The organism is Halovenus aranensis, from assembly GCF_900100385.1.
Lineage (GTDB): Archaea > Halobacteriota > Halobacteria > Halobacteriales > Haloarculaceae > Halovenus > Halovenus aranensis.
Genome location: NZ_FNFC01000008.1, coordinates 1 through 19,368, shown reverse-complemented (window position 1 = coordinate 19,368; position 19,368 = coordinate 1). Strand labels below are relative to the sequence as shown.

Genomic DNA, 19,368 nt, shown 5'->3' with positions numbered 1-19,368 from the left:
GCTACCGTGCCTGCTCGAGACTGACCCCAGTGTCGTCGTCGACCGTAATCCAGGCGGTGGCGAGACGGCTGCCCCGGGGGTCAAACAGTGTGAGCGTTGTCGGCGAACTCCCCTCGTCGTACGCCCAGTCCAGACACAGGTCCGGGTACTCGTCCAACTGCTCCAGTTCACCCGACGCTTCACAGTTGTCGACTGCCATACCACGCCTGTCCAATTATACAGTGATAAGTGTTCTGTGCATATGCTGACAACGTCCTAATACACATTAATCACAATCCGGTCCGGTACCCGATACTGGACTCTCCGAACTCGCTGTGAAAGTCACTCCGGTGAGACGTCACACTACCGCACAACAGTCAATAGACTGGGATGTATTACTGTCAGACAGCATTCTGTATATAGAGCAAAGAATTTATATATATTTACGTCGCAGAAGCAGTATGGAAACGCGGAAAGTTCAGGTGACCGGCGGGTCGACGTACACGGTGTCGCTGCCGAAAGACTGGGCCACCGAAAACGGTGTGAACTCGGGTTCGACGGTCGAATTTCACTCAGAGGGAGACCTGTTGCTGTTGACTCCTCAGACTGAAGAGGGACGTACAGAAGGGAAACTCGACATTTCCGACCTGAGCGCAGAAGAAGAACTTCGCCGCGGCGTGATGACGATGTACGTCAGCGGGTTCGACGTTATCACACTGACCACAGACCGGATGACAGCCGACCAGCGACGGACGATTCGTGATGCGACTCAGGGCCTCGTCGGCCTCGAAGTCATCGAGGAGATGCCGACGAAGATGGTGTTACAAGACCTGCTCGACTCCTCAGAGCTGTCGATGCAAAACGCCGTCACCCGGATGCGGCTGGTTTCATTGACGATGCTCAACGACGCCGTTCAGGCACTCGTCGAGGACGACGACGAACTCGCACACGACGTGATGGAACGCGACGACGACGTGGACCGCCTCTGGTATATGACCTCGCGGGTGTTTCGGTCGGTGTTGCGGAACCCGACTGCCGCAAACGAGGTCGGTTTCTCACGCGAAACCTGCTTCGACCTGCAGTCGAGCGCTCGTCAACTCGAACGTATCGCAGACCACGCGACGAAAATCGCTGAACTCGCTCTCGAAGTCGGCGAGATTCCGGAGCCGGCGGCCCAACCGCTCCGTGACCTCCACGAGGAAGTGTCTGAGGTCCCGGAAACGGCGATGGAGGCGCTACTAAGTGAGGACTCGGACGCCGCTCTCGAACTCGTCAGGCGAGCGCGACGGGATGTCGACGCCATCGAGTCACTGGTGCGTGAGGTCGACAAAGAGATTCACGAGTTCGACCCACAGCTTGCACAGGTCCTCGGTCTGGTGGTAGACTCGCTGTCCCGGACCGCAGACTACGGGACGAACATCGCCGAGAGCGCACTTCAGAAAGCAGCGCCGGAACCCTGAGGTTACTCTTCGAGAACGGCGTTAATCTGCCCGTCCTGGCCGGGGCGAGACGTGACTCGGGCCGTCCCCTCGCTCGTCTCGATGACGGCACCGCGGGTGATGATGTTCCGGCGAGCGTAGTTCGGGTCTGCCGGATTCTCGACGACGTTCGTCACGTCGGCGGCGACGACGCCGTCGTCGGTTGCGATGCTCACGGTGTCGGCCGTGATGGCGCGGACCTTCGTGGTGCCGCCTCGGGCATCGACCGTCTTCAGCTTGGACTCGCCGACCTGCGTCTCGGTCGGCTCTGAGCCAAGTTCGTGTTTGCGCTTGTCTCGTTTGGGCCGTCGTCGGCCACCTGTACGACGCCGTGTCGAGCGTCCCTGGTCTTTCATATCGCAACCATCGGGAAGCCCGTACTTCAACCCCTCGAATCGAGCCGTACCGAAAGTCCGAACATTTAGGCGCATCGGGCCCGCCGTCTTCGACCAATGAGTCTTCGCCGGGCGGTGGCTGCTCCGTTTCGCCAGCGCGGGGTCGAGCAGATGTCTGAGAGCGAATTTATCGTCGCGCTCTCGCTCGATAGGGACTGGTTCTCGCCGGACCAGGCCACCCGACTGGTCGACGTTGCGACCACGGAGGGACTGCTCGAACGCAAGGACGACGACGTGCTCGTCGCCTTCGAGCTCAGTGCTGTCGACGTCGACGAGACGTTCGAACCTGACGACAGCGTCCTCCAGCAACGGACGACCTTCGAGCGAGTGCTCGGTACTGTCGTCGAACACGGCATCGAGAAACAGACTGCAGTGGCAGACATCAACGAGTTACAGGCAGAGCTTGCTGTCTCGGTCGAAGCTGCCGCTGTCCTCTATGCACACAGAAACGGCATCGAAGTCTCGGAGCTGGCCGACCGAGCCAGGCGAGAGCTGGCCGCAGAGTAGACGTTCCGAGACGGCAGCTTTGTATGCCACGCCGGGATAGAGACACCAAAGCTGCGCATGGTCGAGAACACTATCACGGACGGCAAGCGAATCGGACAGTTTCTCGCCTCCGAGTTGACAGGACTGGACGGTGACCTGTTGAGCCGCGTCGATGTTGCCGACGCGGACCCGGATGCAGAGCCGTCTCCCGCGGGGACCGAAGCCTACACCGTCACTCTCGACGGTGAGGCGGTCGCAGTGGCTGTTCTCTTGCCAGAGGCCGTCGAACTCCGCCGGACCGAGGGGACCTGGGAGCAACCGACCGCCGGTCGCGGTATCGGCGTCCGGGAACAGACGCTCACCATCGAGAGCGTCGCCGCCGTCAAGCAGGCGGTGGACTGTCTCGCCGCGACAGTCGCGAGTACTCGGGGCGAACCGTCATAACGGCTATCACGCCGGAACCCAAACGAGTCCCCGTGCAGGAGTTCGCCTTCGAACTGGCGCTGTGTGCACACCTCGAATCGGGAAAGCGGCGCGTATTCAGCCGTCAACTCGGTACTCAGGTCCACGGTCGACGAGTCATGGACCTCGTCTGCGTGGAACCCGGCCCGGAGTTCGACGAGCGCACCGCAATCACTCCCGAGTCGATTCCGACACTGGCAATCGAGAGCGACGCCGGTCCGGGCACCGCTCGATACTGGAAAGATGTCTTCGACTGTCACCCGGACACGGCCGAACAGGTCGTCGAGCGGGCGGTGGATGTCGGCTTCTTCGAACGCGAGCGCCGCAACGGCCGGACCTACGTCAGGCAGGCGACGCGATACCCGGACTGGTTCGACACTATCGTCGGCATCGAGAACAAACCCGACCTCGGTCGGCCGGGCGACCTCGAGACACAACTTCTCACCGACGTGAACCTCGGGATGGTCGACAAAGCGGTACTGGCGACCGAATCCTACGTGACCGGCGCTCACCGGAACCGCATCCCACCGGAGGTCGGTATCTGGCGGTTCGACCCCGAGACCGGCGACCGCGAGGTACTCCGGGAACCAGAGCAACTCCCGACTGACAGGCCGGGTATCGAAATCCTCGACCGGAGCAGCACGCGGACGGAAATTCGGGTCGCGTCGGCCGATGCAATCGAGCGCGCGCGGCGGCGCGTCGCCGAGCGTGCCTACGGGAAGGGGTGGCGGACCTACGACCTCCCCGGTTGTACACAGATTGCCCCCGACGACGCTGGCTTGCCGTACTGTTCCTGGAAAGCAAAGACCGTCCGCCCGGCTACGGAGTGTGGCCCCGACTGTGCCGGCTACTGTTCCGGTGAGCCGCCAGCCCTCGACACCGACGAAATCCGCGCACAGCGGTCGCCATGGGAACCCGACCCGCCTGGCCGTACGCGTCGACAGTCTGGTCTGGATTCGTTTCTGTGACTATGCCCTGGCGGAGTCCCGACGGTACGACTGGGTCTCCAGCGACTGGCCGAGTTCGAGTTCGAGGCGCTCGCCGTCGACGGTGAAACACACCAGCACACCGCTGTCGGTTCGGGTTGTCTCGTGTGCCCACTCGGCAGCGCCGTACTCGACAGCGAGTGACCGGTAGTCGATACCGTGGTCGTGGAGAAACGCGATTGTCGGCGGCCTCGTGAGCGCGTACTGATGGGCCGGAATCCCAAAGGAGATAGCACAACTGTCACACGTCATATCGACGATGACAGACCCAGCTGTGTCGGTGGAGTCGTCGCCCCCGGCGGGGCGAAAGGTCGCTTCGCCGAACTGGCCGGCACAGTGTGGGCAGACATCCCAGGAGACGGATTCCAGATACCACAGGCCGCGGCGGTTCGCCCACGCGAACAACTCCTCGAGGTCCCGGTCCGCGCCCGCGCCGAACCGGAGCCACATGTCGAAAACCGTGCCATGCTCCGGGCACGAGACCGAGAGTACGCCGTCCTCGAACGTCGCTTCCAGCGGCTTGCCGTCCTCTGGACAGGAACGGCCTACTGGCCCCGAAATGCCCCCGGGCGACCCCGAGAACGTCCCGGCATAGATTTCATCGACGACGCGCGACCCCGCAGAGGTCAGCCAGTAGTGACCGTCCTTGCCACGGACGAACTGGCCGCGGAGTTCGTCGAGATGATAGTTGAACCGCCCGCCGTCTTCGGCCGCGACCGCCGCCCGGAGGTCACTGTAGCTCATGCCCTCGTGGTCCCAGTCTGCCCGGCGCGTCTCTGTCAGCGCCAGTAGTATCCGGACCCTGAGTGGATTCGACAGCGCACCGAAACTCGCCGCGATGTCGTCGACGTTCCTGTCGCTGTCCATATCGAAAGCACGCTGTGGACACACATTGGCCTATCGCTCGCGGCCGTTTCGGTCCTGCAACCTGCTGTCGCTCACGTCACATCGACTGATATGTGTGCTTCCATACCAAAACAATCTTCTCTAGCGTCGCGTACCAAAATATAATTCTCCATACACTTATCTCCGGACAGGCGTAACGTCGTCGTGCGTATGGCAGACCCTCAAAACGACGCGACAGACACACGTGAGGTCTCGGCAGCGACGATGGAGTTCTCTCACCCGGCGACAGTTACAGTCGACAGTCCGTTCCGACTCGAAATCGAGAATACTCCGGTCTCGGCTGTCAACATCACTGCTTCCCTCGTCGACGCAGACGGGACCGAGTGGACAGCGACCGACTCGTATCCGGTGGCTGACGGCACGCTCAGCCTCGGCGACGGCCCCATTTCGGGAAGCGGCAACGCCAGAGGAGTCGCCGCGTTATTACAGCAGGCAACCCCCTCAGACGACCAGGCACGCTACGCACCGCCGAGAGGCGACGGTGAGGAGATAACGGTCACCGTCGACGCCGACGGCACGAAGCTCGGGTCGACGACCGTCCGCCGAAAGTTCGGTGATAGTGGGGGTAGCACACGCGAGGTCGACAGCGACGAGTTCGTCGGGACGGTCTACTACCCGCCGGGTGAGGGCCAGAATCCGGCGGTCATTGCACTGCATGGGTCCGACGGTCAGCCTGCCCATGCTACCGCGCGATTGCTCGCCTCACACGGGTTCGTGGTGCTGGCGCTCCATTACTTCGACTGGCGTGGCCGTCACGAGATACTGCCTCATGAACTCGTCGACGTGCCACTCGCGTTTGCTGAGGCAGGGGCTAATTGGTTGCTCGATGACCCTCGCGTCGAGGGGTCGCGCGTCGGCGTCTGGGGTGCCTCGAAGGGCGGTGAGTACGCGCTTCTCGCGGGCGCACGCCTCGATACCGTCGGCCCGGTCGTCTCGGTCAACGGGAGCGGCGTCGTCTGGCAGGGATTCTCGCAGGGGCAAACAGCGAAGCGTTCCTCGTGGTCGGCCGAGGAGGCCGTACCGTATGTCCCGTACGCCGACGACCGGTCTGTCTGGGATGAGACACCGCCGATGGAACTCGAACCGGCATACAGTGCGTCGTACCGCGAGGCAAGCCAGGCCGACATCGACCGAGCCACAATCAGAGTCGAATCAATCGACGGCGAGGTGTTGCTCGTCTCCGGTGGCGACGACAGCATGTGGGATTCGGTAACGCTGCAGGGCATCGCGGCAGACCGCCTGGACCGCCACGGTTGTGTCTACGAACACCTGGTCTACGAGGACGCGGGTCATGCGATTACCCACCCCTACATGCCGACGGCGAACCGCACGCAAACGAAGCAGTTCGTGATGGGCGGCTCGCAGACTGGATACGCACGGGCAGAACGAGAGTACTGGCCGAAAGCGATAGAGACGTTCGAGCGGCTTCGGGTGTAGCTACGTGGAGAGACCGTATCGCACACCGACGTAACAGACACTGAAAATAACGGCGAACAGACCGACCTCGACCGGGTTGATTCGCCCGTACATCACCGCGGAGAGACCGGCGTAAGTTCCGCCGCCTATCACGACGCTGACAACGCCGGCGAACAGCGGATACTGCTGGACCACGTCGGCACAGCTCTCGCATCCCCGCAGGTCGATTGCGTTCACGGGGGAGTTTCGTGCCACGTATTCAAAAGCGCTTCTCCGGTCTAACGGTAGAACTCCCAGAGGTCATAACAGAATGCAACCGCAAGCAGCGCCGCGGCGACCGCACTCACGGCTCGTGAATTCAGGAAGACGTTCACAGTCACGAGCCCAAAGGCGACCAGAAACGTCCAGTGGTCCAGTTGCCGGAGGTGTGCGAAGGCTTCACTGTCGTCCGGCTGTGTCTTGGCCATAGCGACGGTTCGGTCGCCAGGCTTTGATTCTCTCGGTCTGGTGCTCAGTCTTCGACCGGTTCCGATGGGCCGTCTCCGGAGACGGCGCTCGGTGCTGTGGGCTCTGTCGGGGCTGTCTCCTCGTCGTCGATGTACTTCTCTTTCCAGGTGCCACGGAGGAACCACGGCACTGCGACGGCGGCCCCGAAGGTGTTGCCGGCTGCCATCCCGACCCAGACGCCGGTCGCGCCCCATCCGAGGCCGAACACGAGCAGCGAGACTGTCCCGACACGGCCAACCCAGAGAGTGCAAATCGAGATGACCATTGCCGTCTTGGTGTTCCCGGCCCCACGGAACGCGCCCAGAAGCACCTGCGTGATACCGATGAAGGCAAACTCGACCGAGCGAATCCGCAGGTAGTCGACGCCGAAAGAGATGACTTCCGCCGCGCGCTCGACGTCACCGAGGAAGACGCTCACAATCGGCTTGGTAAAGACGACACTCACCACGGCCACGGTCAACATCACACCCGCTGCTGTCGCGGCGGCGAGGTAGACCGACTTTGCGGCTCGTTGCTCCCTGTCAGCGCCGAGATTCTGGCCGACCATCGTGTCGATTGCCCGTCCCAGCCCCATCGCAGGCAGAAAGACAAGCGAAATGATGCGGTTGCCCAGGCCGTATGCGGTCACGACCGCCGGGGCGAAGGTGACGACGATGCCAGTCAGTGCAATTAGTGCGAGCGCACTCATCGACTGCTCGACCATGCTGGGCAGCCCCAGCCGAACGATGTCCTCGATGAATCCGAAATCGGGCGCGAGGTCCGAGACAGACACGTCGGGGCCGATGTCTGTCCCGAAGAGCAGGTACATCCCGATGACAGTGGCAACCGCTCGCGAGAGAATTGTCGCGGCCGCCGCCCCCTCGATACCCCAACCGGTGAAGCCGGTGGCAGACAAAAGCGTCGATTCGACGCCGGTCGCGTTGACTGCGCCCAGCAGGGGGTTGTTCTCGAACCCGAAGATGAAAAACGGGTCCAGCGCGATATTTCCGACGACCGAGACCACCATGATGTACATCGGCGTCTTCGTGTCGCCGTACCCGCGCATCAGCGCCGAGAACACGAAGAAGCCAAACATCATCGGAATCCCGATGAAGATGACTTCCATGTAATCGGCCGCGAGCGGAATGACCTGGGCCGACGTATCTGGGTCACTGGGAAGCAGTTTGAGGGCAGGTCGCGTATAGAGGTAGCCTACGGCACCGATGACGACCGAGAGGACGCTGACCACTGAGACTGTCTGGCCGACGACCTTGCCCGCGGATGTCTCTCCCTCGGCTCCGGTGTACTGTGCGACCAGAATAGCGCCAGCCGTCGTGAACCCGCCGGCGACCGCAATCATGAGGAAAATTAGCGGAAACGCCAGGCTGAGCGCTCCGACCGCCTCCGAAGAGAGACGCCCCAGGTAGAGGGTGTCCGCGATGTTGTAGGTGACCTGGAGGAGTTGAATAGTCACAATCGGCCAGGCAAGGTGAAACAGTGGGCGAACCAGGCTTCCCTCGGTTATCGACTCTCGTGGGCCGTCACCGTCGCTATCGCCCTGCTCGGACGCACTGCTGGGGTCGTCTGTCCCGCCGCCGTCGGCCACCAGCCGACCGTTCTGGTCAGACGAATCGTCTGTGGAGGTACAGGGAGAGTCTGTCGGGGACTCGTCGGTCACTACTACCGAGATTTGGCTCGGGGGTACTGAATGTTCTGAAAGTGACTGATTAGTCAGTCCGGGAACAACTCAGTATCAGGCGACCCGGAACGGGCTCTCGCTTTCGGTCCAGTCCCAGCCGGGCAGACGTGTCTGAAACCCCGCCGCGAGCGCCGCATCGAGGTCGTCGGTGCCCGCCCGCTCGCCCGCGTGAACGTGAACATCTGCGTAGTGGAAGGTGGCTTCGCCCAGCAGTCGAAACGGCTGGGTGCCCGCAATCATCCCCGCGAGCTCTCGTCCGAGTAGTTCGTCGACGATGAATCCGGGGTAGTCGCCCTCGACATCGAGGTCGCGGAGCAACCGCACCAGGGCAGCGACGTTTACTGCACGGTCCCCGTCGGCGAACACCTCGTCAACTGCGTCGTGGTACTGTGTGTGTGTGATTGTGTCGACCGTCGTTCCAAAGCAGTCGCCCAGGTCTGAACGAACCTCGTTGACGAGCGGAACAATCCGGTTAACTCGGCCGGCCACCCACTCGTACTCGTGGGCGACCGCCTCAGGTGTCAGATGCATACCGTACCAACCGGTGCCAGAACCGAGAATCTTCCGTCGGTCACGTGACGCCCGAGGGGTCGGCGTCGTAGGACTGGTAAATGTCGTCCTCGATTATGTCGGCCGTTAGCTGGCTGAACTCCCAGACTTCCTCGAAGCCGACATACAGCGGTGAGGGGCAGACACGAATCACGTCTGGCTGGCGGAAGTCGACGACTGCACCGCGGTCTCTGAGAGCCTGGCTGATGCGGTAGGCATCTGGGTGTTCGATAGCGACGTGACCGCCGCGCCGGTCCGGGTCTCGCGGCGTCCCGACCTCGCATCCGTACGCCGACAGTTCCTCGTCGACCAGCGAAATCAGATACGAGGTCAAATCGACCGACTTCTCCCTGATAGCGTCGATACCGGCCTCGTGATGAAGCTCTAGCGCACCCAAAAGCGGTGCCGAACTGAACAACGGAACCGCGCTAATCTGCCAGGCACCGGCCGACTCGGCCGGGGTAAATTCGAGGTCCATATCGAACTGGGTCTCTTTCTCGTGGCCCCACCAGCCCGCCAGGGCAGGGGTAGTGCCGAAGTGGCGTTCGTTCACGTAGAGCCCGCCGACAGCGCCGGGGCCGCCGTTGAGATACTTGTAGCTACACCAGACGGCGAAGTCGACATCGTGGGTCGCGAGCTGATGTGAAACGACACCGACCGAGTGCGCGAGGTCGAACCCGGCGTAGATGTCGCGCTCGTGGGCCTCACGGGTGATCGTCTCGATATCGAACAGCTGGCCGCTCCGGTAGAGTACAGAGGGCATGAACACGATACCGACCTCGTGTTCGTCCATCGCAGCGACGACGTCCTCTGTCTCGATGGTCCGGCCGTCGCGGCTTTCGACAAGGTGCAGGTTCTCGTCGGGGTCCAGCCCGCGCTGTCGGAGTTGGGCGCGAATCGCGTAGTGGTCGGTCGGAAAGTCGAGCTCGTTGACGAGAATTCCCGTCCTGTCGTCGAGCTTGTCGAGGAACGTGCCAATAAGGGTGTGGATATTTGTCGTCGTCGTCCCCGTCGCGACACACTCCTCGGGACTAGCTCCCAGCAGCGGCGCAAGCTGTTCGCCCAGCCGCTCGCCGTACCAAAACCACGGCGGTTCGGCGCTTGACCATCCCTTGATGCCGAACTCTCGCCACTGCTCGACCGCCTCGTCTAGTCGCTGTTCGGCGCTGTCGGAAATCGGTCCAAGCGAGTTCCCGTCCAGATAGAGGTCGTCCGGTGTCTCAAAGCGGGCGGCGAACTCACGCAACTGGTCTTTGTCGTCCCGACGGCGCGCTTGCTCAACGCCACGGTCTCGGACTGTCTCGTCTGCAGATGTACCGTCGTCCATACCCCCTGTTCTCTCTGGGGGTACAGGAAATTACCGGCTCTGGAGAGACACAGGCTGGCCCGTATCTCCCACTCTCATCCGATAGTCGCCACGTCTGCTCACTGTTGTACAGACTAATGTAAGATTTATGATTACTTTCATAGTGGTCGCGGTTAAACCAAGGGTAATGAACTCACAGAGGAGCAACTCTGGCGACGCGGTCGTCTCTGGGGGGCAGGGATTCCTGCCCGAGACGGACCCGTTGGAGTCTTTCGATACGGCCGAGCACAACCCCGAGGTGAGCGCGTACCTGAACCAGATGGACGAACTGGCGCGGGAGTTACCCGCGCTACTGGACGGCAGTGAACTCAGGCCTGCAGTGGCCGCGTTGTCGGCCCCAGACGGTGTGGTTCAGTCGTTGAGCCCGCGGGAGTGTAGGCGGCTCTGTCTGGTCTCTGGTTTCCTCGCGAGCGCGTACGTCCACGACATCGGAAACGACCCGGTAGACCACATCCCGACGGGTGTGGCGGTGCCGCTGTATGAGTGCTCACAACGCCTGGACCGTGAGCCGATGCTCGCCTACGACGTGCTCTGTCTACACAACTTCAGGCGCGAGACAGAGGCGGACGGACTCGAGTTGACGAACCTGGACACCCTCGTCGACTTTACCACTCATCGTGACGAGCGGTGGTTTGTCACCGTCCACATCGCAATCGAGGCGGCCGCTGGACCGGGGCTGGCGGCCTGTCGCCGTCTCCACGAAGGAGTTCGAAACGACGAGAGGGCAGTTGTTCTAGATGCCTTAGAGACGATACACGAGTCAGTGACACGCCAGACCGGCATCATGAACCGGATGCACGAACACAACGACCCCGAGACGTTCGCTCGGGAGTTCCGGCCGTACTACGACGGCTTCGACGGCATCGTCTACGAGGGTGTCGACGAACTTGACGGGGAGCCACAACACCACCGGGGAGGGTCGGGCGCACAGAGTCTCGTCCTCCCGTCGGTTGATGCAGCACTCGGCATCGACCACGGCGCGACCGGCCTGACAAGTCATCTGGACGCGCTTCGGACCTATATGCCCGATGAGCATCTCGCGGTCGTCGACAGTTTCGAACGCGGGCCCGAGGTTCGGCCGTATGTGACACAGGCCGAGGGAGAGATACAGGCGGCGTACAACGACTGTGTCGAGGCAGTTGCCGAGTTCAGGACCGTTCACTTCGGGCAGACGATGGCGTACATCAGACGGATGACCGGTGACTCGGCGGGTACGGGCGGCACCGACTACGAGTCGTTCTTGCAGACCCTCCAGTCGAACACCGAAGCGCACACTCTCTGAGTGCGATAGGTCGGTTCGAACGTACTTGCGAAGGTTTTAAAACTATGAGTGTTTAGAGCCAAGTAAGAGCGGTTTTCCGGGCAGTTCGTCCGGATACAGCTGTTACATGTGAAGTGACCGTTCACGATGATTCGTCCACCTACTGAATCCAACAACGTGGTGCAACTGCACCGGCTAGCAGGCATTTCTGAGCTATGAGCACGGTAGAAAACCAACTCGAAGAGTTACAGACGACGATAGAAGACGAGGTACCGAACGATATCACCATCACCGAGGTCCGCTACGAAGGACCGGAGCTGGTCATCTACACGCGAGACCCCAAGCGGTTTGCGAGTGACGGCGACCTCGTGCGGCAACTCGCCTCACAACTCCGCAAGCGTATTACTGTCCGCCCTGACCCTGCTTCGCTGTCGCGAGCCGAGGAGGCACGCGACCAGGTCCTCGATGTTATCCCCGACGAAGCCGGCGTGACTGACCTCGACTTCCACATCGACACGGGCGAGGTCGTTATCGAAGCCGAGAAGCCGGGAATGGTTATCGGCCGCCACGGAACGACGCTGCGCGAGATTACACAGGAGACTGGCTGGACACCGGAGGTCGTCCGAACGCCGCCAATCGAATCCTCGACGGTCAAGAACGTCCGCAACTTCCTCAAGCAGGAACGAAACGAGCGCCGGGATATTCTCGAACGCATCGGGAGACAGATTCACCGCGAGGAGATGTCCGACGACCAGTGGGTCCGTATCACCACGCTCGGCTGCTGTCGCGAGGTCGGACGGGCATCTTTCATCCTCTCGACGCCCGAAACCCGCGTTCTCATCGACTGTGGTGACAAGCCCGGCTCCGAAGACGAGGTCCCCTACCTCCAGGTCCCCGAGGCGCTTGGCTCTGGTGCGAACTCGCTCGATGCGGTCGTCCTGACACACGCCCACCTCGACCACTCGGCGCTCATTCCACTCTTGTTTAAATACGGCTACGACGGCCCGATTTACACGACCGAGCCGACGCGGGACCTGATGGGGCTGCTGACGCTCGACTACCTCGATGTCGCTGCCAAAGAGGGGCGTGCGCCGCCCTACGAATCCGAGATGGTCCGGGAGGCAATCAAACACACTATCCCACTCGAATACGGGGACGTGACCGACATTGCACCCGATATCAAGCTCACGTTCCACAACGCCGGCCACATTCTCGGCTCCTCGGTCTCGCATTTCCACATCGGCGACGGTCTCTACAACGTCGCGTTCTCGGGGGACATCCACTACGACGACACCCGGCTGTTCAACGGTGCGGTCAACGACTTCCCACGAGTCGAGACGCTCGTCCTAGAGTCGACCTACGGCGGCCGCAACGACTACCAGACAGACCAGGAAGACTCCGAGCGGAAGCTGAAACACGTCATCAAGAACACCCTCGAGCGCGACGGGAAAGTAGTGATTCCCGCCTTCGCGGTGGGGCGGTCCCAGGAGATCATGCTCGTCCTCGAAGAGGCCATGCGCGAGGGCGAACTCCCGACGGTCCCGGTCCATCTCGACGGCATGATCTGGGAGGCGACGGCGATTCACACCACCTATCCCGAGTACTTGCGTGACGACCTCCGGGAACGCATCTTCCACGACGATTCGAATCCGTTCCTCGCCGAGCAGTTCAACCACATCGACGGCGGCGAAGACGAGCGCCAGGAGGTCGCCGACGACGGCCCCTGTATCGTCCTCTCGACCTCGGGGATGATGGAAGGCGGACCCATCATGTCTTGGCTCGAACACCTCGGCTCCGAAGCGGACTCGACGCTCGTCTTCGTCGGCTACCAGGCCGAAGGCACGCTCGGGAGCCGTATCCAGAACGGTCGACGGGAGGTCCCAATCGGCGGTCGAGGTGGCCGTGGAAGCTCGCTGACGCTCGATATGGATGTCGAGACCGTCGACGGCTTCTCGGGCCACGCCGACCGGCAGGGCTTGGAGAATTTCGTGCGCACGATGAACCCCCGCCCCGAGAAGGTTCTCTGTGTCCACGGCGACGAGCGCTCGACACAGGACCTCTCCTCGGCGCTGTACCACGAGTTCAACATGCGGACCTTCGCGCCGAAGAACTTGGAGACGTTCAGATTTATCTGAGTGGGTCGAGCCAGAAAAGACGCCTTTTTGTCCAGAGCCACGGAGAGTGCGGTATGCACGTCAGAGTGAACGCCGCAATCAGCGCCGACGGGAAGCTCTCCACACGACGGCGCGAGCAGATTGCTATCAGCGGCGACGACGATTTCGACCGCGTGGACCGCCTGCGCGCCGAGAGCGACGGCGTCATGGTCGGTGTCGGGACGATTCTGGCCGACGACCCCTCGTTGACTATCGACAGTGCTGCCCGACGCGAGAGTCGCCGTGAGCAGGGACGAGATGAGAGCCCTGCTCGTATCGTCGCCGACTCACACATCCGGACGCCGCCGGATGCGACAATTCTAGACGACAGCGCGGAGACGTACCTGCTCGTCAGTGAGGCGGCTCCCTCGGATTTTGTCGCCCAGATGGAAGAACAGGGTGCGACCGTCATCGCGACCGGCGAGAACAGGGCAGACCTCCCGGGCGCGTTCGAGGAACTCGAGTCTCACGGCATCGAGCGTCTGTTCGTCGAAGGCGGCGGCGAGATCATCTTCTCGCTGTTCGAGAACGGACTGGTCGACCGCCTCTCCGTGTTTGTTGGGTCACTCGTCATCGGCGGCCGCGACGCGCCGACGCTGGCCGACGGTGACGGGTTCATCGAGGACTTTCCACAGCTCGAACTCGACGGTGTCGAGCGTGTCGATTCGGGCGTCGTCTTGGAGTACGACGTGCCGTCCTAGTGGCTGTGGCCGGTCATTTCCTGGAAGCTCTGGCCAAAGCGCTCCTCGAATTCGTCCAGTGTCGCCTCCTCTGCGGCTTCGAGCGTTTCGCCCACGTCGCCGTGGCCGTGGTGAACAATACCGTGTGCCTGCTGTGCCAGCCCCAGCAGGGCGAGGTTCCCGACGACCTCTGCGGAGGTTTCCTCGTCCTCGCTCAGCGCCTCTGTCAGCGCACGCGGGACCTCGAACTCGTCGCTGTCGCCGTCCATCTCGATACTGACTTTCGTCGTTTCTGGTGCCATACCCCCCCTTTCGAGAGTCCGTAATAAAGACCCTGCGACTACGTAGACTGTCCGACAGAACGGTTCGGCTGTCCTCCTGTCACAACCCGAGGAGACGGACGCGTATCGCATACGACAAGCTCCGCGCTGTTGAATGAATCAACTCGGAGAAGTGGTAGTGCGCTGGCCGAGAGTGTAAGAAACGCCGCTGAGTACCCGCTTCTGTGCCTCTACTCCTCGGTTTGTCTGACCGTTCTGGTTACGAATCATGGTTGAACTCCGTGTTGACGACGAGACTACGTCTGCGGTCTTCCATCCGGTCCCGAAGCCGTCGCCGTCGCTCCTCGGGGTCGGCTTTGTCGTAGTGCTGTTCAATCGTCTCGACGCTCGAATTGACCCGTTCGGCCACGTCTTCCGGCGGCCAGCCGGCGTTGAGTAGGTAGGTAATCGCGCCCGTACGAATCGGGTGAGGCGACCGGCTCGACGGACACTTACTGCCGTGATGCACGTCGACCCACTCGCAGGACTCGCGCGACTTCCCGTGTGGACACTCGCTGTGCAAACAGGGCTGGGTCGCAATATACGACCACGTCCGCATCGTGTTCGTCACCGGTCGGCCGTTAGTGCATGCCAGCAACGGCTGGCGGCCGAACTCGTCTCGAACGTCGTGGCGCTCGTTGTCGATATACGCCTTCAGCGCCGTCGCAGTCGGCTCCGGCAAGGCGACCGGCCTCTCACCTCGAATCTTGTTCTTCAGCGGCGTATCCGTCTCTGGCCGGTGTCTGAACTCGACGTAGGGTGAACCGTCGAGGTCGCAATCCTGCAAGTCCAGCGCTCGAATCCCGCCCTGTCGGGCACCCGTCACCCACGCCAGCTCGAAGAACGCATGCAACCGTGACCCGTAGTGTTTCGGTGAGTTCCGGTAGTACCGCAACAGCGCCAGCGCAGCGTCTGTGTGAAGCTTTGTGTCGTTCGTCCGGTCCTCCTCGTCGAGGTCGGGGATACGGACAGCGTCGGCCAATCCCTCGTCGACCGCGCCGATGTCTTCGAGGAACCGCATGAACATCTTGAACGTCCACATCTCCCCTTCGAGGGTCGCGGGCGCAATCTCCGAACTGCGGAGTTCATAGAACTCGTCAATGTCGTAGCGCTGGAGGTCACCGACGTTACGAATCCCTATCGAATCACACCACTCGGTAAAGAGCTTCAGCCGGTACTCCCACGTACTGATGCTTCGGTCCGAAGCGTCCGGGCGCCGTCGACGCAGGTAGCGGTCCCGAGCCTCGCGGGGTGTGAGTTCCTCGGGAGAAGGGCGCTGTCGGCTCACGGCTTACTACCCCCCGCATGCGGGTGGGAGTCTGACCCACTCTCTGGACAGGCGTCGACGTGCTTAATCTCGCTGGGCGTGTCGCCCGTCTTCCCGCACAGTTCACAGCGGTAAAACTCGTCGGCGACAGTCTCGATACAGGTCATGCTCACGGACGCTCACCCCCGTCTGCGACGGCGCGCCGGTTACATTCATCGAGGCTGGCCAACTCGCGGGCTCGCTCGCGCAGCTCGGCGTCGTCGAGTTCCTGCCAAGAGCGGTCCCCGTCAGAGACGCGCGTCGTCTCGACAGGCTCGACGCGCTCGATGCGCTCGGGCGGGAACTTCGGACGCTTCCCGTCCCAAGTGAGACAGCGCAGCCAGCCGTTATCGAGGGCGTACTGGTGGGCGACGAGTAGCACTTCGCCGTCGCGGAACTGAACGAGGGCCGGGTCGTGCGCCGGCGCGAGACGCTCGGGGTCCTTACGCATCGTCATCACCTTGGAGATAGTCGACGACAGCGCTCAACTCGGCCAGTTCGTCATCCGTCAGCCCTGGCTCGGCGCTTGTAATGACGCCGCTGACCAACTCAGCGGCCTCCCCGTCGGTCGCGCACAACACAAGCTTGTCAGTGCTCATGCTTGGACGACTTCCGCGGTTTCAGTCCACGTCCGCCGGCGGGAAAGCGCCTGCTTGCCGTCGGCCGTGAGCGTGTACTCGTTCGTGCGCTGGTCCTGTTTGCCCTTGTCGACGAGGTCGCGGTCGACCAGCTCGTCGAGATTCGGGTAGAGTTGGCCGTGGTTGATGTTCTCGCCGTAGTAGTCCTGCAGGCGGGCCTTGATAGCCAGCCCCTTCATCGGGCCGTAGTGCGACAGCGCCCAGAGAATATCCCGCTGGAAGGCGCTCAGGTCGGCGAGGCGTTTCTGATTGGGCGATTCGTCAGTGTCGTTGCGGGCAGTCCCCGCGGATTCAGTTTCGGACATTGTAATCACTGTGTATTGGTTCAGTTTCACGCCTCTCCGTGGTCTTCGACGGTTGTTCCCCTCTCCTCGGGTTTCGAGGGGGTATCTTCGCCAGTGCTGTCCTGGATGCCTGCACCCAACCCAGCGTAGTAGGCCGTCGAATAGACCGTCAGAGCGCCGCCAACCAGCCCGACGAACAGACCGATGACGAACGCCAGAACCGGATAGTCCCAGATCACGCCGCACCACCCTCTGCGTCCGGGTGGGGTGTGTCACCGTCCGATGCCTCCTTGAAGACGCGCCGGCCACGGGTGGTAATCCCGTAGTAGCGTCCTTTCCGGGTGTCGTCGCTGACGAGTAGCTTCACGAGACCGCGCTCTCGAAGCCCCTGGAGTGCGCGGGAGACGTGAGCGATGCCAACGTCGGCGGCCTCAGCGATGTCCGACGGCGTCGCGGGCCGGTCGTTGAGCGCGGCCAGCGCGAGACCGCGATACCGGGACGACGTGACGTAAGAGAGGTCGTCCCAGTCGAATTTATTTGTCTGCGATTCCTCATTCTCGCCGAGGGAGGCCGTCGTACCTCCCTCGTTGGTTTCAGGTTCCGTCATCTCGACACCACGGAACCACCTTCTCAGGGCCTGTGTTGTAGCACAGGCCCGAATTGACCCACTTACTAGCGGGCCGTTTGCGTGGTTCCTATGTCGTAGTGATGAGCTACTATTTCATAAATGCAATGGTAGTTTGGAAAAAGACAACCTTCCGAATAGAGCTATATCCATTGGGTATACAACTAATTGTTTAGATAGTACACATAATGAGGAAATCTGGCGAATGGATGACTCTATGGGACGACCGTATCTTAGAGATTTGTAGGAATGACGACGACAATCTGTGTAAGGTCTCAGAGTTAGCAAAGAACGACCACGTTCGAGTGTCGCGCTCTACAGTTTCTCGACGGTGTCAGAAACTCGCCGAACATGGCCTTCTCAGACCGGTCGGTGATGGCGTCTATATCCTCACAGACCGCGGTGAGGGCTATCTCGACGGCAAGATAAGCACCTACGAGAACGAGCCCGACAGAGTCCCCCAGAGCGACGACGAAAACGATGGTGTCTCGTCTCCCAGCTCCCCCGAATCGCCCTAACTTCCCTCCATGTCACAAGCTGATAGACAAAGCGCCCACTGGATGAAACGCGAAGACGACCGCATTCTTGAGTTTCTGCGAGACGAAGGTATGGCCTCGCCCGGCCTGATAGCTCGCGAAGCGTTCAACAGTGTGTCGCCCGGCCACGTCGAGGAGCGGCTGGCGATGCTTCGGTACGCTGGCCTTGTGTTTTGTGTCGGTGTGGAGTCCTTCGAGCTGGCTGACGCAGGGCAGCGGTATCTGCGTGGGAATTTGGACGTGGGGCATCAGCCGACACCGACTGCTGATCGAGTTCTCAAAGAATAAATTACGGCATAGGTTAATCTGAGACATTAAAAACAAATACAAATACTATATGTAAGGAGTTGGTATTATCAAGTATGGTAACTTGTCCTGATTGTGGAGAGACCGTGGCATCATTCGAAGAACACTCAATTCCGAATAACGGAGATACCAAGGACGATTATTCCGAAATTGAAGCCGCTGTTTGCCCCGAATGTGAGGCACTTTGGGAGGTATTAGAAGTTACCGAGGCATAGCTACAAGTAGAGCGTTTTTCTGATGATTGGACTCTAATTGAACGATAGTTTATAAATAACCCATTGGGCTTGGTGAGTAACCAGCGAGTAGTGACCACACCACTTGTAACCCGTTCAACTGGATTTTATTACGGCGGGGTGTGTCACAACTCCAGTATGAGCTATGAGAAGCCACCCTACGATGCAACAATCGACAATATCAAACTACTCTGTGAGGAGTTACGTGATGTCTCAGAGACGGACAAGGACGAATTAGAAGAAGGAGTGGAAGATCTTCAAGGTAGCACTTTCAGCAGAACTCTGGAAGCCGCTGTTCGGCTCGGATTGTTTGAGAAAGCAGAGAACGGCTACAAACCAACGACAGAAGGCAAGCGAATCGGTTATGGAAGGCTATCTGACGAGGATGAAAAAGAACTGTTCAGAAAACTGGTTAAGCAATATGATTTCTACAACGCACTTCTCGAAATCGTTGGAGGGAGCCTGACGAGCGATGATGGAGAACAGTCGGTACTTCCCAATCGAGAATTCGGAAGCCGAGTTGAGTTGGTATGAGCCGTTCAATCTCGGAACGGTAGCTGGCTGAATCGAAGCATCGGTCTGAATTGAACAGAGACAGTGACGAGAACGATTGTTGAAGCGGTTTTTGACGAGTGCTGCTGCTGACGACTCGCTTACCTGAGGCCGCGGGCTGGCCGTCAGCCCGCGGCCGAGGCGTACGCGTCGGGGACGCCGACACCGTTCATTTCAATCTCCCACCGCCGGGCCAACTCTTCTTCCAGTTCGTGACGAATCCAGTCACAGAACGTCTGGAACGTGAACTGCTCGGGCAGGTCGCG

The 19,368-nt window shown here is 60.9% G+C and carries 27 protein-coding genes and 1 pseudogene; 11 read left to right on the top strand and 17 right to left on the bottom strand.

The annotated features are described in order from the left end of the window. Position 1: 1 nt before the first annotated feature. Positions 2-199 (bottom strand): hypothetical protein, encoded by a 198-nt coding sequence (locus BLR34_RS09175; protein WP_092702248.1) that lies wholly within the window; start codon positions 197-199, stop codon positions 2-4. Between the two features lie 241 nt (positions 200-440). Here BLR34_RS09175 and BLR34_RS09170 point away from each other — a divergent pair, with 241 nt between their 5' ends. Further along, positions 441-1,439, top strand: a complete 999-nt coding sequence (locus tag BLR34_RS09170; RefSeq protein ID WP_092702246.1) for a phosphate uptake regulator PhoU — start codon at positions 441-443, stop codon at positions 1,437-1,439. A 2-nt stretch (positions 1,440-1,441) separates the two neighbouring features. Here the strand turns inward: BLR34_RS09170 and BLR34_RS09165 are convergent, their stop codons facing one another. Then, positions 1,442-1,813, bottom strand: coding sequence for a 30S ribosomal protein S8e (locus BLR34_RS09165; protein ID WP_092702244.1), 372 nt, complete (start codon positions 1,811-1,813; stop codon positions 1,442-1,444). Positions 1,814-1,909: 96 nt separating this feature from the next. Between BLR34_RS09165 and BLR34_RS09160 the strand changes: the two genes are divergently transcribed. Genes BLR34_RS09160 through BLR34_RS09150 form a run of 3 tightly spaced genes read left to right on the top strand, consistent with a single transcriptional unit; the run spans position 1,910 to position 3,768 of the window. Continuing rightward, a complete protein-coding gene (locus BLR34_RS09160) occupies positions 1,910-2,359 on the top strand; it encodes a DUF2240 family protein (RefSeq protein WP_092702242.1) in 450 nt (149 codons plus the stop codon). Between the two features lie 57 nt (positions 2,360-2,416). Next, positions 2,417-2,782, top strand: coding sequence for a DUF7993 family protein (locus BLR34_RS09155; RefSeq protein WP_092702240.1), 366 nt, complete (start codon positions 2,417-2,419; stop codon positions 2,780-2,782). A 32-nt stretch (positions 2,783-2,814) separates the two neighbouring features. Further along, positions 2,815-3,768, top strand: coding sequence for a DUF5787 family protein (locus tag BLR34_RS09150; protein ID WP_092702238.1), 954 nt, complete (start codon positions 2,815-2,817; stop codon positions 3,766-3,768). Here BLR34_RS09150 and BLR34_RS09145 read toward each other — a convergent pair whose 3' ends face one another. Then, positions 3,769-4,653, bottom strand: coding sequence for a DUF7351 domain-containing protein (locus tag BLR34_RS09145; protein WP_092702236.1), 885 nt, complete (start codon positions 4,651-4,653; stop codon positions 3,769-3,771). Between the two features lie 189 nt (positions 4,654-4,842). Between BLR34_RS09145 and BLR34_RS09140 the strand changes: the two genes are divergently transcribed. After that, positions 4,843-6,129 carry an acyl-CoA thioester hydrolase/BAAT C-terminal domain-containing protein gene (locus BLR34_RS09140; RefSeq protein ID WP_092702234.1) on the top strand — a complete coding sequence of 429 codons (1,287 nt, stop codon included), beginning with the start codon at positions 4,843-4,845 and terminating at the stop codon, positions 6,127-6,129. Here the strand turns inward: BLR34_RS09140 and BLR34_RS09135 are convergent, their stop codons facing one another. From BLR34_RS09135 to kynU, 5 genes are all read right to left on the bottom strand, one after another. Further along, entirely contained in the window at positions 6,130-6,345 is a 216-nt protein-coding gene (locus tag BLR34_RS09135) for a hypothetical protein (RefSeq protein WP_092702232.1), read from the bottom strand. A 41-nt stretch (positions 6,346-6,386) separates the two neighbouring features. Beyond that, positions 6,387-6,575 carry a hypothetical protein gene (locus BLR34_RS09130; RefSeq protein ID WP_092702230.1) on the bottom strand — a complete coding sequence of 63 codons (189 nt, stop codon included), beginning with the start codon at positions 6,573-6,575 and terminating at the stop codon, positions 6,387-6,389. 44 nt (positions 6,576-6,619) lie between these two features. Next, entirely contained in the window at positions 6,620-8,272 is a 1,653-nt protein-coding gene (locus tag BLR34_RS09125) for an MATE family efflux transporter (protein ID WP_176765281.1), read from the bottom strand. A gap of 75 nt (positions 8,273-8,347) precedes the next feature. Continuing rightward, a complete protein-coding gene (locus BLR34_RS09120; RefSeq protein WP_092702228.1) occupies positions 8,348-8,824 on the bottom strand; it encodes a DUF7984 family protein in 477 nt (158 codons plus the stop codon). Positions 8,825-8,864: 40 nt separating this feature from the next. Then, positions 8,865-10,169, bottom strand: coding sequence for a kynureninase (gene kynU, locus BLR34_RS09115; protein WP_092702226.1), 1,305 nt, complete (start codon positions 10,167-10,169; stop codon positions 8,865-8,867). Positions 10,170-10,335: 166 nt separating this feature from the next. Between kynU and BLR34_RS09110 the strand changes: the two genes are divergently transcribed. The 3 genes from BLR34_RS09110 to BLR34_RS09100 all read left to right on the top strand — a co-directional run bounded on the left by BLR34_RS09110 (position 10,336) and on the right by BLR34_RS09100 (position 14,323). Next, complete coding sequence (locus BLR34_RS09110) at positions 10,336-11,490, top strand: PrnB family protein (RefSeq protein WP_092702224.1); 1,155 nt, start codon at positions 10,336-10,338, stop codon at positions 11,488-11,490. Positions 11,491-11,684: 194 nt separating this feature from the next. Beyond that, positions 11,685-13,604, top strand: a complete 1,920-nt coding sequence (locus BLR34_RS09105; RefSeq protein ID WP_092702222.1) for a beta-CASP ribonuclease aCPSF1 — start codon at positions 11,685-11,687, stop codon at positions 13,602-13,604. Positions 13,605-13,657: 53 nt separating this feature from the next. Then, entirely contained in the window at positions 13,658-14,323 is a 666-nt protein-coding gene (locus tag BLR34_RS09100) for a 2,5-diamino-6-(ribosylamino)-4(3H)-pyrimidinone 5'-phosphate reductase (protein ID WP_092702220.1), read from the top strand. On the opposite strand, the gene BLR34_RS09095 is transcribed toward BLR34_RS09100, so the two are convergent. The 8 genes from BLR34_RS09095 to BLR34_RS09070 all read right to left on the bottom strand — a co-directional run bounded on the left by BLR34_RS09095 (position 14,320) and on the right by BLR34_RS09070 (position 17,457). Then, a complete protein-coding gene (locus tag BLR34_RS09095) occupies positions 14,320-14,604 on the bottom strand; it encodes a DUF7545 family protein (RefSeq protein ID WP_092702218.1) in 285 nt (94 codons plus the stop codon). The two genes, BLR34_RS09100 and BLR34_RS09095, sit on opposite strands and share 4 nt — an antisense overlap. Positions 14,605-14,842: 238 nt before the next feature. Beyond that, positions 14,843-15,910: a tyrosine-type recombinase/integrase gene (locus BLR34_RS09090; RefSeq protein WP_092702216.1), complete on the bottom strand. Its 1,068-nt coding sequence runs from the start codon at positions 15,908-15,910 to the stop codon at positions 14,843-14,845. Then, a complete protein-coding gene (locus BLR34_RS16965) occupies positions 15,907-16,062 on the bottom strand; it encodes a hypothetical protein (protein ID WP_176765280.1) in 156 nt (51 codons plus the stop codon). The genes BLR34_RS09090 and BLR34_RS16965 overlap by 4 nt, the downstream gene beginning before the upstream one ends. After that, complete coding sequence (locus tag BLR34_RS09085; RefSeq protein ID WP_143414146.1) at positions 16,059-16,379, bottom strand: hypothetical protein; 321 nt, start codon at positions 16,377-16,379, stop codon at positions 16,059-16,061. The genes BLR34_RS16965 and BLR34_RS09085 overlap by 4 nt, the downstream gene beginning before the upstream one ends. Continuing rightward, complete coding sequence (locus BLR34_RS16960; protein ID WP_176765279.1) at positions 16,372-16,527, bottom strand: hypothetical protein; 156 nt, start codon at positions 16,525-16,527, stop codon at positions 16,372-16,374. The genes BLR34_RS09085 and BLR34_RS16960 overlap by 8 nt, the downstream gene beginning before the upstream one ends. After that, the gene (locus BLR34_RS09080) at positions 16,524-16,871 is read right to left on the bottom strand and encodes a PadR family transcriptional regulator (protein ID WP_092702212.1); all 348 of its coding nucleotides are present in this window, start codon (positions 16,869-16,871) and stop codon (positions 16,524-16,526) included. Before BLR34_RS09080 ends, BLR34_RS16960 begins: the two co-directional genes overlap by 4 nt. Positions 16,872-16,897: 26 nt before the next feature. Next, positions 16,898-17,089 carry a hypothetical protein gene (locus BLR34_RS09075; RefSeq protein WP_092702210.1) on the bottom strand — a complete coding sequence of 64 codons (192 nt, stop codon included), beginning with the start codon at positions 17,087-17,089 and terminating at the stop codon, positions 16,898-16,900. Then, positions 17,086-17,457 (bottom strand): winged helix-turn-helix domain-containing protein, encoded by a 372-nt coding sequence (locus BLR34_RS09070; protein WP_368086084.1) that lies wholly within the window; start codon positions 17,455-17,457, stop codon positions 17,086-17,088. Before BLR34_RS09070 ends, BLR34_RS09075 begins: the two co-directional genes overlap by 4 nt. 323 nt (positions 17,458-17,780) lie before the next feature. Here BLR34_RS09070 and BLR34_RS17705 point away from each other — a divergent pair, with 323 nt between their 5' ends. The 3 genes from BLR34_RS17705 to BLR34_RS09055 all read left to right on the top strand — a co-directional run bounded on the left by BLR34_RS17705 (position 17,781) and on the right by BLR34_RS09055 (position 19,084). Then, entirely contained in the window at positions 17,781-17,993 is a 213-nt protein-coding gene (locus tag BLR34_RS17705; RefSeq protein ID WP_394327689.1) for a helix-turn-helix domain-containing protein, read from the top strand. Between the two features lie 42 nt (positions 17,994-18,035). Next, the gene (locus BLR34_RS09060; RefSeq protein WP_092702205.1) at positions 18,036-18,299 is read left to right on the top strand and encodes a hypothetical protein; all 264 of its coding nucleotides are present in this window, start codon (positions 18,036-18,038) and stop codon (positions 18,297-18,299) included. A 389-nt stretch (positions 18,300-18,688) separates the two neighbouring features. Beyond that, positions 18,689-19,084, top strand: coding sequence for a hypothetical protein (locus tag BLR34_RS09055; RefSeq protein ID WP_092702203.1), 396 nt, complete (start codon positions 18,689-18,691; stop codon positions 19,082-19,084). A gap of 143 nt (positions 19,085-19,227) precedes the next feature. On the opposite strand, the pseudogene BLR34_RS16630 reads toward BLR34_RS09055, so the two are convergent. After that, positions 19,228-19,368 (bottom strand): annotated as a pseudogene (locus tag BLR34_RS16630) (ISH3 family transposase); the annotation flags it as partial.